This is a genomic window from Streptomyces sp. NPDC033178 (assembly GCF_055577685.1).
The window spans coordinates 13,615-26,361 of record NZ_JBVIPT010000020.1; the positions used below are offsets into that span (position 1 = coordinate 13,615).

General features: G+C 70.2%; 10 protein-coding genes and 1 pseudogene. 3 read left to right on the forward strand and 8 right to left on the reverse strand.

Annotated features, from left to right (window positions below):
* Positions 1-56: 56 nt before the first annotated feature.
* Positions 57-1,067, reverse strand: a complete 1,011-nt coding sequence (locus ACZ5VQ_RS38500; protein ID WP_469109047.1) for a Ppx/GppA family phosphatase — start codon at positions 1,065-1,067, stop codon at positions 57-59.
* 100 nt (positions 1,068-1,167) lie between these two features.
* Positions 1,168-1,512, reverse strand: a complete 345-nt coding sequence (locus ACZ5VQ_RS38505; RefSeq protein ID WP_469109048.1) for an ANTAR domain-containing protein — start codon at positions 1,510-1,512, stop codon at positions 1,168-1,170.
* A 427-nt stretch (positions 1,513-1,939) separates the two neighbouring features.
* On the opposite strand from ACZ5VQ_RS38505, the gene ACZ5VQ_RS38510 reads away from it, so the two are divergent.
* Both ACZ5VQ_RS38510 and ACZ5VQ_RS38515 read left to right on the forward strand, forming a co-directional pair.
* The gene (locus ACZ5VQ_RS38510; protein ID WP_469109049.1) at positions 1,940-3,184 is read left to right on the forward strand and encodes an IS110 family RNA-guided transposase; all 1,245 of its coding nucleotides are present in this window, start codon (positions 1,940-1,942) and stop codon (positions 3,182-3,184) included.
* Between the two features lie 294 nt (positions 3,185-3,478).
* Entirely contained in the window at positions 3,479-3,916 is a 438-nt protein-coding gene (locus ACZ5VQ_RS38515; protein WP_469109050.1) for a hypothetical protein, read from the forward strand.
* A gap of 24 nt (positions 3,917-3,940) precedes the next feature.
* Here the strand turns inward: ACZ5VQ_RS38515 and ACZ5VQ_RS38520 are convergent, their stop codons facing one another.
* From ACZ5VQ_RS38520 to ACZ5VQ_RS38545, 6 genes and pseudogenes are all read right to left on the reverse strand, one after another.
* Positions 3,941-4,846, reverse strand: a complete 906-nt coding sequence (locus tag ACZ5VQ_RS38520; protein WP_469109051.1) for a replication-relaxation family protein — start codon at positions 4,844-4,846, stop codon at positions 3,941-3,943.
* 814 nt (positions 4,847-5,660) lie between these two features.
* Positions 5,661-6,894: pseudogene (locus ACZ5VQ_RS38525) on the reverse strand (IS256 family transposase).
* A gap of 158 nt (positions 6,895-7,052) precedes the next feature.
* Positions 7,053-7,880 (reverse strand): phosphotransferase family protein, encoded by an 828-nt coding sequence (locus tag ACZ5VQ_RS38530; protein WP_469109052.1) that lies wholly within the window; start codon positions 7,878-7,880, stop codon positions 7,053-7,055.
* Positions 7,881-7,975: 95 nt separating this feature from the next.
* The gene (locus ACZ5VQ_RS38535) at positions 7,976-9,481 is read right to left on the reverse strand and encodes an HAD-IA family hydrolase (protein ID WP_469109053.1); all 1,506 of its coding nucleotides are present in this window, start codon (positions 9,479-9,481) and stop codon (positions 7,976-7,978) included.
* Entirely contained in the window at positions 9,478-11,091 is a 1,614-nt protein-coding gene (locus ACZ5VQ_RS38540) for a PEP/pyruvate-binding domain-containing protein (protein ID WP_469109054.1), read from the reverse strand. Before ACZ5VQ_RS38540 ends, ACZ5VQ_RS38535 begins: the two co-directional genes overlap by 4 nt.
* Positions 11,088-12,074 (reverse strand): hypothetical protein, encoded by a 987-nt coding sequence (locus tag ACZ5VQ_RS38545; RefSeq protein ID WP_469109055.1) that lies wholly within the window; start codon positions 12,072-12,074, stop codon positions 11,088-11,090. The genes ACZ5VQ_RS38540 and ACZ5VQ_RS38545 overlap by 4 nt, the downstream gene beginning before the upstream one ends.
* Before the next feature lie 180 nt (positions 12,075-12,254).
* Here ACZ5VQ_RS38545 and ACZ5VQ_RS38550 point away from each other — a divergent pair, with 180 nt between their 5' ends.
* Positions 12,255-12,740: an NUDIX hydrolase gene (locus ACZ5VQ_RS38550; RefSeq protein WP_469109056.1), complete on the forward strand. Its 486-nt coding sequence runs from the start codon at positions 12,255-12,257 to the stop codon at positions 12,738-12,740.
* Positions 12,741-12,747: the final 7 nt, after the last annotated feature.

The following is a 12,747-nucleotide window of genomic DNA, read 5'->3' on the forward strand; positions in this document are numbered from 1 at the left end:
GCGGTGGTGTTTCAGGGCCCGCTTGTGAAGTCGCTGAGCGGATCTGTCAGCTGGTCCTAGCCGGGTGGCGTGGCCGCGATCCGCAGCGGCGCCGTTTCAGTCGTCAGCGGCTCGTCGCTTTGCGCTGCGAGGGCTGACCACCAGTCGGAGCCGTCTTCGATGGAGCGCAGGAGGATGCCTTCCCGGATGGCCCAGGGGCAGACCGTGGCGGTGTCGATTCCGGTCAGTTTCATGACGGTATGGCCGACGATTGCTCCGGCCAGGCTCTGGCCGGAGCGCGGCTCGGAGATCCCCGGGAGCTGCGCGCGTTCGGCGGCGGGCAGCGTCGCGAGGGTGTCGATGCAGCCGCGCAGGTCGGAGCACGTCACGTGGCGGGGCACGAAGGGGCCCTGGCGTCCGGGGGCGGCGCCGGCCAGTCGCGCCAGCTGCTGGATGGTACGCGAGGTGGCCACTGCCGTGCGCGGGCCTTCCCAGCGGATCCGCGCGGCGACATCGCGCAGCTGGTGGCGGACCGTGCGGCGCAGCGCCTTCATGCTCCGCGCATTGGGCGGGTCCTCGGATTTGAAGAATTCCCGGGTCAGCCGGTTCGCACCGAGCGGCAGCGAGGCCACGAAGTCCGGCAGCCGGCCGCGCCCGAAGGCCACCTCCAGCGAGCCGCCGCCGATGTCGAAGAGCGCGAGCGGGCCCGCCTGCCAGCCCATCCAGCGCCGCGCTCCGAGGAAGGTCAGTTCGGCTTCCACCTCGCCCGGCAGGGTGCAGATCTGCACACCGGTCTTACTGCTGATGGTGCGCAGCACCTCCAGACGGTTCGGCGCGTTGCGCACCACGGCTGTGGCGAAGGCCAGTGGCGCGATGGCACCCCACTGCTGCGCAGTCCTGTCCGCCGCGGCGACCGCCGTGACCAGCTGTTTCACGGACTCATCGGGGAGGTGTCCGTCTGCGGCGACCAGTTGCGAAAGACGCAGCTTCCACTTGGTGGTGTGCACGGGTAGCGGCACCCCGCCGTCCGCGTCCGCAATCACCAGCCGGACCGTGTTCGAGCCCACATCCACCACGCTCATCCGCATGGCGTGAAGGTACCTGCCCAAGACACGGCCAGTCGATGAGCCCTCCTGGCCAGTGCCCCCGCACCCCGGTCCCGCGAAAGGCGGACCAGGTGCCGTACGTTCATGCTCGTCGCCCGGCGGCCAGTGCTGTTGCCAGATGCTGCTGGAACTTCTTGGGCAGCGGTTCCTGCCGGGCCGTCGTGGCGACCACCGCTTCGGCCACCTCGTGCAGTTTGGTGTTGCTGTTCTGCGAGACCGCCACCAAGAGCTCCCACGCGTCGTCGGGACCGCAGGAACAGGCCGTCATCAGGATGCCGCGCGCCATGTCGATGGTCGGACGGCTCTCCATGGCCCTTCTGAGCTGCTGGGCTTCCCTGCGCCACAGCTCCACGCTCTCGCCCGCAGCAAAGTCGGCGTCATCGTCCAGGTGTGAGTGCTGGAAGCCGTGACAGGCACTGGCATTCACCGGAGCGCCTACGCCGGATCGACCACGCGGGGGACCGGCGCGTCGGGGGGATCGCATAATCCACGCCTGCCCTTCTTCCGGCCCGCAACACCCCATCGCAGATGACCTCGACAGGCTGGGGAGCCAGCCATGGCGCAGGGCTCCGGCCGCATCAGAACGCAGCGCGATCAACGCGTTCCGGCAGTCGGTCCGATAGCCAGTCCTCCGGAGCGCCTGCGGCGTTCGTCCCGGAAGCGGGAAAATCGGGCCGGGTGTCCGGCCGTCTGACGTCGTCTTTACTTGGTACGGAGGAGTCCGCTAGCCAGTCGGACGCTGGGGCCTGTGCAGGAATCCGGGATTGTTGCCTTGAGCACGCAAGAGAGCTTCTTATTCGGTCTGTGGCCCTGTCGGTCGGCCGCCCGTACCAACAGGCGGAAGGGAGACGAGCATGGATCTGCTGCCCGAGCGGTGCGGCGGCGGGGACTTGGGCCGACGCGACTGCAAGGTGTGCATCCGAGTGCCGGGACGGGGAACACGGCGCCATCAGGAGGTGCGCACGTTCGCCACGACCACCGGCGGGCTGCTGGAGCTGCGGGACTGGCTGCTGGCCAAGCAGATCACGGTCTTCGGGATGGAAGCCACCGGCTCGTACTGGAAGGCGCTGTATTACCTGCTGGAGGCCACCGAAGGGATCGAGCCTTGGCTGCTGAACGCTCAGCGCATGAAGGCAGTTCCGGGCCGCAAGACCGATGTGACCGACGCACAGTGGATCTGCCGTCTGGTCGAGCACGGCCTGGTCCGCCCCTCGTTCGTGCCCCCGGCGAAGATCCGGCGTTTACGGGATCTGACCCGCTACCGCACCGAGACCTGCCAGGAACACGCCCGGGAGATCAACCGGCTGGCCAACTTGCTGGAAGACGCCGGGATCAAGCTCGCGTCGGTGGTCTCCGACCTCAACGGGGTCTCCTCCACGGCCATGTTGGAAGCGATGGCTGCCGGGGAACGCGACCCCGAGTTGCTGGCCGGCATGGCCCGTGGCGCCATGCGCCGGAAGCACGATGCCCTCGTCGAGGCGCTGCAGGGGAACTTCACCGACCATCACGGCTTCATGGTCACGGTGCTGCTGCGTGCGATCCACGATGCCGAGGCTCGTGTCGCGCTGCTGGAGGAGGAGATCGAGCGCCAGATCGCCCCGTTCCGCCGCCAGGTCCAGCTGCTGATCACGATTCCCGGGATCTCCACCACGGTGGCCCACGTGATGATCGCGGAGATCGGGGTGGACATGAGTCGCTTCCCCACCGCCGGGCATCTGGCCGCCTGGGCCGGGCTGGCCCCGGGAAACCGTGAGTCTGCGGGCAAGCACAAACGCGCCCCGACCCGGCACGGCGACGTCTGGCTCAAGGGCGCCTTGGGCATCGCCGCGCTGAACATCGGTCACCGCAAGGGCGGCTACATCTCCGCGCGGTATCAGCGGTTGCGCGCCAGGCGCGGTGACAAACGTGCCGCCGTCGCGATCGCCCACACCATGCTCGTGGCCGCCTACCACATGCTGTCCCACGACGAGCCCTACCACGACCTCGGTCCCGACCATGCCGCCCGCCGTCTGAGCGAAGAAAGCCGACGCCGACGGCTGGTCACCCAGCTCGACGCCCTCGGCTACGACGTCGAACTCCACCGCCGGGAGGCCGCCTGAGGGGATTTTCAAGAGAGCTGCGGCAGCCGCATCAAGGCCGGGCGGTCGTACCCCGACCATGAGCCCGACCACGGTCGTGGGCTGGATCCGGTTTGCCCCGTCCATGGCTGGTCAAATGCTTGCCCAAGAGCCAGAGCAGGCCCTCCGCCGGACGCCTGCCCGACAGGGGCAGCGGGGCGTTCCGGATCGCGCAGACGGTGCCTACGACCCGTGATGCCAGTCGCCAGACACTGACGGGTGGTTTCGCGGCGAACGCCGCTATGCGTTCCGGGCGTTGGCCTAGCCTGCGGTGCCATGGACATCGAGCTGACCACCGATGAGCACCTGCGGGCACTGGCCGCGCTCGAGGCCGTCGTCGGAAACAACGACGATGCCCTGGCAGTCCTGGCGGGCGGTTCTGGCGAGCGCCCGCTGCCGGAACTGCTGGCCGCATACGGGCAGCACACACTCCACCGCATCCTGATCGCCGCATTCGGCATCGACGCCACCATGGACCACGACGAAACGGGCCGCCTGGTCGCGGAGATCAACAGTGATCCGATGGCCCGCATGGTTTTCGTCCTGACCGACGCCCTGCACAACCAGGCCGCACCCGCAGGCGACGACCCCGCCACCGCCAAGCTGATCGGCGGGTCGATCCTCCTGGCGATCCACGCGTTCACCGACGCCGACAACCAGGACGCCCTGACCCTGCTGCGCGCACTGCGCAACGAGGCCCTCCAGGCCGGCTGAACGACACCGGCCTGCCGCTGCCGGTCAGCGCCGGATCCTGTTCCAGGCGACCCGCTGGCGGTCAGGGTTTTGGATGAGGCGCCATACGGGTGCGTAGGGCCCGTCGCGGAGCAGGCCGACCAGCGTGGCCGCCAGGATCGGCACGTCCCGCCGGAAGTCGGCCAGGGCCAGGTCTGCGGCGGCGGCCTGGAGGGCGTCGATACGGGTCTGCACACCGGCGGGTCCGGTGCCGTCCAGGACGAACAGCAGCCGCGAGAAGAGCGGGTAGCGCTTGCGCCAGTCCTCCAGCGCCGGCTCCTGGTTGAAGACCGGCCGACGGCTCCCCGGAATTGTGGGCACGTAGGCGTGCAGGCGGGCGTAGGCGGCGAGTTTGGCGGCCAGCCGTTCGGGGCCCATGGTGGCCCGGTCGACCTCCACGAACGCCCGCAGCATCGAACCCTCACCTCCCTCCGGGCCGCGCCGGTAGTACAGGAGCGCGTCGGGTATGACGGCCTCGCCCTTGCCGATCGGGTGGTGGACCTCCGGGATCCAGTCCAGCGGCCGGCACACCTCGCCACGGCGCCGCGCGTCCTGGAGGAAGGCGAGTGCGGTCTCGGTCACCGTCAGCCCGTGCCCGGCCCGCAGCCGCACCGCGGTCCCATCGGACACCTTCCTCGGCGGCCGCCGCCCCCGCAGCTCCGGCCACTCACCGGCGACCTGCACCCCGTACCCGGTCGGGAACCACACTCGCATCCGTCCGGCCTGCGGCAGGGTGATCCGGTCGACCAGACCCTCAGCGCGCAGTTTGGCCAGCCGCCGCCGCGTCTGCTCGATCCGCACCCCGGGGGCAAGGATCAGGTGCAGCTGCTCCGTGGTGGCCATCCGGTACTGGACCAGCACCGCCAGCGCCAGCCGGTCCCCGCCACCCGCGTCCGGGTTCACTCTCGTCATCGCGCCTGCCCGCCCTGACCCGTACGGTGTGGCACCCCTTCCGGTGCCACGCGTACGAGTCAGGGCAGCAGCCGATCCCGACCAGACCACCGACCACGAAGGCCCGACCACGGACACGATCCGATAACCCCGCCCCCGACCGACCTGGTGACCGGGCCGACAACTGTCCCCGCCCACCCCGGCCGGAAACGGCATACCAGCAGGTCACCACGCCTGCCTGGTCGTGGTCGGGAGGCCGACATCCCCTCTACGCCCCCGAGTCCACGCCCCACAGCAGGAAGAAAAGAGAAGTGGGTGGGTGGGACAGGCCCCGGGCGGCGGGCGAGGGGATCGGGCGCCGCCGGTGTTGCTCGCGCGCGACGGCGGGGCCGCGCGCGACGCCCGGGCAGAGCAAGCCGCCCGGCACGTGTGCCAGCGCGCCCCATCGGCGAGGACGGCTCCGCTGTGCAGGCCCGCCTGACCAAACGCCGCGTTTCCGATCACCCAACGGTGCTTACTACCCTTCAAGCAGAACACGTTGGGCCACGGGAACCAGCTGGAGCCGCATCGCCGACAACACGGCCCCAGCCCCTGCCCACCGGCGACCGGGTACCTCCCGCCCCGCTGGCGCCGGCGGGCACCCACGCGCGAGGACCTAAGCCAGGGGGAGCAGGTCCTCGCGCCCTGGCCGCCGCCGCGCGAGCGGCGGCGGCCAGCTACTGGAAGCCTCCCACCATGATCACCCCGTGTCCTGCATGACGACGAACCCCGTTACGGAAATGGGCAGTTACCGCGATTCCAACGGACGGGGGTCATGTCCCGCTGGGTGGTGTAGTCAGGGCAGCTGTTTCGATTCCGGTTGTGCGGTGATCTGCGGTTCGCGTTCGGTTGGCTTGGTGGTGCAGAGGTCGACCATGGAGGCTTCGGACAGGTAGCGGCGGTCGAAGACCTGCCATTCGTCGTGGAGTTCGCAGAGACCGCGGCAGCGAGTCGGTCCAGGGCGGCGGGGTTGGGGAAGACCTGGACGACGTCGGCCCGCCGTTTGATCTCCCGGTTCAGCCGTTCCAGCGGGTTTGTCGACCAGATCTTCTTCCAGTGCGCCGACGGGAAGTCCGCGAACGCGGTGATGTCGACCGCGGCGTCCAGCAGCATCTTCTTGACCTTCGGAAACTGCCGTCCGAGCATGTCGGCGACCACGTTCAGCTGGGTGCGGACCTGCTCGCCGGTGGTCTGCGCGAAGATCGTGCGAATGGTGGCGGCGACCATCTCCCCAGAACTCCTCTCGATCACCGAGAACACGTCCCGGACGAAGTGAACCCGGCACCTTTGCCAGGCCGCGCCCAGGAAGACGGTGCGGATCGCGGCCACCAGTCCGCTGTGGCTGTCGGAGATGACCAGCTGGACGTTCTCCAGGCCGCGGGCCCGCAAGCTGCGCAGGAACGTGGTCCAGAACGGCTTCGATTCGCTGTCACCGACCATCACACCGAGGATCTCGCGGTGCCCGGCGGCGGAGATCCCGGTGGCGATGACCACGGCCTGCGAGGTGATCCGGTGGTTCACGCGGGCCTTGCAGTAGGTGGCGTCCAGGAAGACGTAGGGAAAGACGGTGTGATCCAGCGGCCGTTCCTTGAACGCCGCGAGTTCGGCGTCGAGTTCGCCGCAGATCCTGGAGACCTCGGACTTGGAGATCCCGCTGTCCGCACCGAGGGCTTTGACCAGGTCATCGACGTTGCGGGTGGAGACGCCGTGCACGTATGCCTCCATCACCACGGCGAACAGCGCCCGGTCGATCCGCCGTCGGCGTTCCAGCAGGGAGGGGAAGAACGATCCGGTCCGCACCTTCGGGATCTTCAGGTCCAGGTCGCCGGCCTGCGTGGTCAGCAGGCGTTCGCGGTGTCCGTTGCGCCAGGTCGTGCGCGTCTCGGAGCGTTCGCCCGGGGCGGCACCGATCGTCTCGGTGGCTTCGGCTTCGATGAGCTCCTGCAGGATGCGCTCGCACACCACCCTGATTGCTTCAACTCCATCGGCCCGACGTAGACACCTCACAGCTCAGACTGGGACAAGGCCATCGCGTGCTCCTCCGGTTGAACTGCCCATTCACCAGGGAGACTTGCGCGATGGCCTGCCCTTGTTCAGGGATCGTGCACCGTCAGCGGATGCACGCCCGGGGCAGACACCCGCGCGTTCCGGACCGCGGCCCGGCTACACCACTTCACGGGACACGATCTCAATCGATGCCGGTTCCCCCCTCGTCCGCCCGTCGTCCGGGTGCGATCCCTCCAGGGCTTTCGTGGGGCCGTGGTGGCTGTCGAGCACGAGCGCTGCCCCCACGTCGTCCGACTGCGTAGCGCAGCCACTGTTCCGCGGCGGAGGCGAGCCGGATCGTCCAATCCCTTGGGGAGGCGTCGGCGATGTGACGCCTTTGTCGGGCATGGGCCTGAGCGTGGATCGCGACGGTGCTGGCGGGAGCAGCTCGCCAGGACGGGAACTGAGCCGCCCAAGCGTCGGCCGAGGCCGGAGTGTGACCGGCGTCGACCAATCTCATGGCTAGGAAGGCGAGGTCGACCCACGGCGCTCCTCGGCCCGGCGATGCCCAGTCGACGATGCGCGCCCTGCCGTCCGAAATCCTGAAGTTGTCGGGGTTGGGATCGGTGTGCAGGAGTGCCGGGCCGACGAGAACCTCCAGGTCCGCCGGGTCCGCGTACCCGGCGAAGTAGCGCTGGACCGGCCGGAGCAGATCGGTCGGCGCCTGTAGACGGCCGAGCTGGACCATCGCCTCCGCGACCTTGGGCAGGTCTGCGGATCCTGGGCTGAGGTCAGCAGGGCGGCCTAGGAGGTATTCGAAGCCAATGACGTCCCACCCGGACTGCTCCACCCGCCACAGGAACCTCGGGGAGAGCGGCACGACATAAGGGTTGATGGCGGCCTCGGTCCGCTGGTCGGCATACGGATGATCATGTTCGACGGCTTTGACGAACACCGGGCCCGACTTCGTGCGGAGCGTGCATGCCACCCTCGAGTTCATCCCGCCGGTGGCGTTCTCCGTGTCGGTCACGAGTCCGGTGCGCTGCTCGACCGCAGCCCGGACCGGTAGGGGCAGGTCATCCCAATCAAGACGTCTCACCATGGCTGATCGGCTGGCGCTCTCGGCTATGAGCCGGTGGTTGCCGGCCGCTCGCCAATCAGGAGGTGAGCGTGGCTCCCCTCCCGGAACAGGCCGGACGGCTCCCTGGCCCGCAGCGCGGCGCGGAGATCTTCCTCGTACGCCTCGCGCTGGTCACCGAGAACCGGAAGGGAGGTCTGCGCGTGAGAGAATTGCCAGTTGACGAGCTGGTCGAGTGTCACGCTGAGCTCGTAGCCGGTGACGATCTTCGTGAGGCGGCAGAAGGGCGAGTTGCGGAAGATGTCCGTATGGGTGCCGGGCTCCACGCGGCTGTCCTCGCCGGTGTTCCCGGCCCGGTGCCGGGTCCCGACGTGGCGCTCGCGCACGTGTCGCAGCACCGGCTCCCACGACGGCTTGGGATACCCCTCCCACCGGTGTGAGAGCAGTGCCACGGCTCCGCCAGTGACGACCAAGTCGTCGAGCGACGCCAGGGTTTCGGCACGCGGGATCATCCAGTGGAAGGCGTCCCCGATGGTCACCAGACAGATGTCGTGCAGGGCGGGAAGGGCGTACGAGCTTCCTTCCAGCCACTCGATCCCGTGGACGCCGTGCCGCTCGGCCTGGCGTCGGCCTTCCCCGAGCATTTCGCCGGACGGGTCTACGGCCACCACGTCCGTACCGCGGGAGGCCAGTGCGATGGCCACTGCGCCTGGGCCACAGCCCAGGTCGAGAACGCGTCCCCCTGGGAACTGGGCTGCGAGGCGCGCCACATGGTCGATGAGGTGGTCGGGGTATCCGGGGCGGGAGGCCGCGTAGTAGGCCGCCGTTCCCTCGAACACCTGGCCGGGATCACCGTAGGGAGTACTACCGAGGTCGCGGCCACTGTCGGGTGCCGCGCGTCCTGCGTACATCTGGAAACTCCTCATATCTGAAGCGATGGCGGATGGAACACGTCGCGCGGCAACGGCCGGGGCTGCCACCAGGGCGCCGTCTTGGATCGTCAGCACGCGCATGCCGGCCGTGCGCGCGGCGGCGATGCCTTCGGGGGCGTCGTCAACGGCGAGGCACGCGTGCGGGGAGAGCCCAAGGCGCCGGGCCGCTTCGAGGTAGCAGTCCGGCGCCGGCTTGCCGTGAGCCACGCACTCCGCGGTGACGACAGCCGCAAAGGCGGCGCCGAGTCCGAGATGTCGGATACCGGAATCAACGAGCACTTTGTCGGCGCTGGAAGCCACCGCGCACGGGATGCCGAGCTCCTGCGCCCGGGCCAGCAGATCCAGCGTGGCCGGGATCGGGCGGGGCGGCGGGCCGCCGAGCATGTACGTGCGGCTCGCTCGCACGACGTCCTCGATCGGCAGGGGCCGGGGCGCCGGGAGGATAGCGAGGGCAGCACGGACCGGCAGGCCCGCGTGCTGTGCGTACCAGTCGGCGGTGATGGTCACGTCGTACGGGCCGAGTGCGTGGATCAGGGACTGGAGTCGTCCTTCTTCGTTGTCGGCGCAGGTGCCGTCCCAGTCCAGGACCAGTCCCTGGACCCGGTCCAGGTGTGCGGTCACCGCTCCCGCTCCTCGATGGCAAGGGCCCGTTCGAACAGGATCTGGCCGTCCGGGCCCAGCACGGCCAGCCGCGACGGCTGGGCTTCGGCGTTCTCGGGCCACAGCAGTTGGCCGATTCCGGTGACGGGCAACGAGGCCCAACCCGGGGGAGCCGCGGGCTGTTCCCCGAACAGCAGGATGCCGGAGGGCGGGAGCGTGCCCGGTGCGCGCTCGTCGGATGGGAGAAGGGACGGGTCGGTGCCCCGCGGGTCGTGCAGCAGGATGGTCGCGGCCCGGCCGTCCGCCGGTGGCGCGGGTTCGGGGCGGCGGACCAGGACCGCTGTGCCGGCCGCTACCGGTCCGGGGGCGGATCGGGGTGCCGGCAGCGCGGCGGCGAGACGCACGGTTCCCTCGGCACCGTCGACCTCCAGCAGAGTGCCGGGGGCGATCTCGCGAGCGGCCCCGGTGACGTTGGTGACGCAGGTGACGCCGAGTTCGCGGGCGAGGATCGCGGTGTGCGACAGGGGGCCGCCGGTTGTCGACACGATTGCGGCGGGCCCTTGGAGCAGGGCGGCGGCGGCCTCCGGACCCAGCGTGCCGCAGATCAGGACGGCGTCCTTGACCGGTGTTCCATCCGTGAGGAGGACGGTGGGTCCGGTCGCGGTCCCCGGGACGGCGGGAAGCCCCCTCCAGCCGTCAGTCGCGTCGGCGGCGGGCAGGAGGTCCGGCATAAGCGGGCGGGTGAGCGGGCGGGCCTGGAGCACGGTCACGTCGGCCGCGCTGAAGGACAGTGCCCATTCGACGTCGATACGGTCGACGCCCAGGGCGGCAGCGGCTTCGACCGCGCGGTCGAGCAGGGTGTCGCGTTCGCGCGGTCCGAGGATGCGGCTGCCCGCCCACTGCCGGGGAAGGTGCAGTTGGACGATGCCCTCGCTCGACGTCGCGATCTTCGCCGGTGCGTGGCCGGCAGCGCCCGGTGTGGTCGCCCACTCGCCGGGCGGCAGCAGCAGCTCCTCCCGGGTGCCCGGTAGGTGGATCAACGACTGGTTGGCGGGCACCACCGGCTCGGCGTCGTGACCCTGGCCGGTGTGGATCTCACCGGCCAGGCTTCCGTTCACCAACGGCTCGGCCAGGCCACGTACGGCCTCGATGCGCCATCGGGCGCACCGCCCGTCGGCGATCTCGGCGGCCAGGACTCCAGCGGCGGCCGGGCGAAGGGCGGGCTGTACGAGAACGGCCATTCCGCCCTCAAACTCGGTCCCCCGCGCCTGGGCATAGGCCCGGACGACGGGGGTGTCGGCGGAGTCGCGCACGGCGCGGACGGCATCCAGCAGATGGTCGGCGTCGGCCGGAGTGAAGCGTGAGGTGAACAGGCCGGCGAACGAGGCGTCCGTGCCGTCCTCGGCGACGGCGGAGGAACGGGCGATGAGCCCGTACGGCGCCTGCCGCGCCGCCCACGCCAGGATTTCCTCGACGAGTTGCGGCAGCAGCTCGTCTTCGGAGGCGACCGGGATGACGAGACCGCCGGGGACGGGCAGGTCGGCCCGATGCAACCGGGCGAGCGCGGCGGCCTTGCCGCCGCACCGTTCGCGGTCGGTGGCCTGGTGGAGCGAAAGCACCGTCGTGGTCATTCATGCCCCCAGGACAGGAGTTCGGTGGTGGTGATGCGGCCCGCGCCGGCACCAGTGGTCTCGCACCAGAGTCGTACGGCGGCCAGGTAGCGGTGGCGGGTCTCTTTGCGCCGTTCCTCGCTCTCGGCCGCCCACCCCAGGACTGTGGTCATCGCCCGGACGCGGGCGAGGGCGCCCCGGTCGCCTGCGGCGGCGAGCAGGGCGGCGCTCTCCCATGCCTCGCGCGTGGCGGCGGCGCGGATCCGGGCGTGGTCGATCGCGGCGAACTGGGCCACGGGATCGAGGCTTTCGGCAACCGCACGCACCAACTCGGCGGCCTGCTCGGGGGCTTCGAGGGGCATGGCGCTCGCTGCGGGTGAGCCGTGGCCGTAGAGCGTGCCGGCCCGGGCGGTGACGAGGGCGGCGGCCTGCTCCAGCGGTGCGCCGTCGCGGACGTCGGCCGCGGCCTGCAGGACGAGGCGGTGCGCGTCGAGCAGGTGGCCGTGGGCGGGGGTGGACAGGGCGAGCAAGCAGGTACGGGCGCGGGTGCGGTCGGCGAAGAGCCGGGCCAGGAGGTCCTCCCACTGCTGTTCGGGCAGCAGCCAGTTGACGATGTGGGTGGACATCACCTTCAGAAAGGCGGAGGTGGCCGTGGCGAGCGCGCGCCCCGCGTCCGGGAGGGCATCGCCGACGAGGGCGTCCTCGGCTTCGGCCACCGCGCGCGCCGTACGCTCCTGGTGGCCGATCGCGCGCTCGACCACCGTCAGGGCCCGGCCGGGACCGGCCAGATGCTCCTCCAGCTGCGCGACCAGCCGGGCGTGCACGTCGCGGTCGATGTCCACGATGCCGGGCCGCCGCAGACGCCCGTACGGGACGGGTTCGTCCATCCACACCTGCGGCCAGGTGATGAGCGAGGTGGTGTACAGGTCCCACTCCAGCAGGGTGCTGTCGGGGCGGGAGAGCTCGTAGTCCTGGACCACGAGGCCTTTCCAGATGGTGTGCATGCGTCCTTCTCATCCAAGGAGGGCAGCGGGGCCACGCACATCGGCGGACGTGCCGTGGCGGTGGCGGGGGGATACGTGGCGGAAACGGCATGTCGCGTGGGGCGGGTGTGGAAGGCTCGCCCGTGCGCGGCCGGGCTCTCGGCCGCAGCCAACCGAGCGAGACGGGACTGTTCGACGACGATGCGTACGATCAAGGAGCCGACGGCCAGCACCTTCGTGTTCAGGACGTTCCCCGACGGGTGGCGGCTGGGCCTGGTCTGGCATCCGCGGCTGGAGTGCTTCATGCTGGCGGGCGGGCACGTCGAGGAGGACGAGAACACGGCGGAGGCGGCCCTGCGGGAGATCACCGAGGAGACCGGCTGGAGGACCCGGCTGGTGCCGGGGCCGTCCGCCGCGCTGCCGGCGGGCTCGCCGCATCCGCAGGTTCCTGCCCCGTGGTGGGTGCAGGAACTTCCGGTGTCCCCGGACAACCACACGTCCGAGCCGCACGTCCACACCGACCACCTGTTTCTCGCCCTGGCTGAGGGCGAGGGGCCCGTGGCCACGGCGGCGCACGAGGTCCGCTGGTTCACCGTCGCTGAGGTGGCCGAGCATCCGGAGATCGCCGAGGACCTGCGGGTGACGGCCAAGGAGGCGTTCGTACAGATCGAGCAGCTCGCCCTCTGATGCGGCG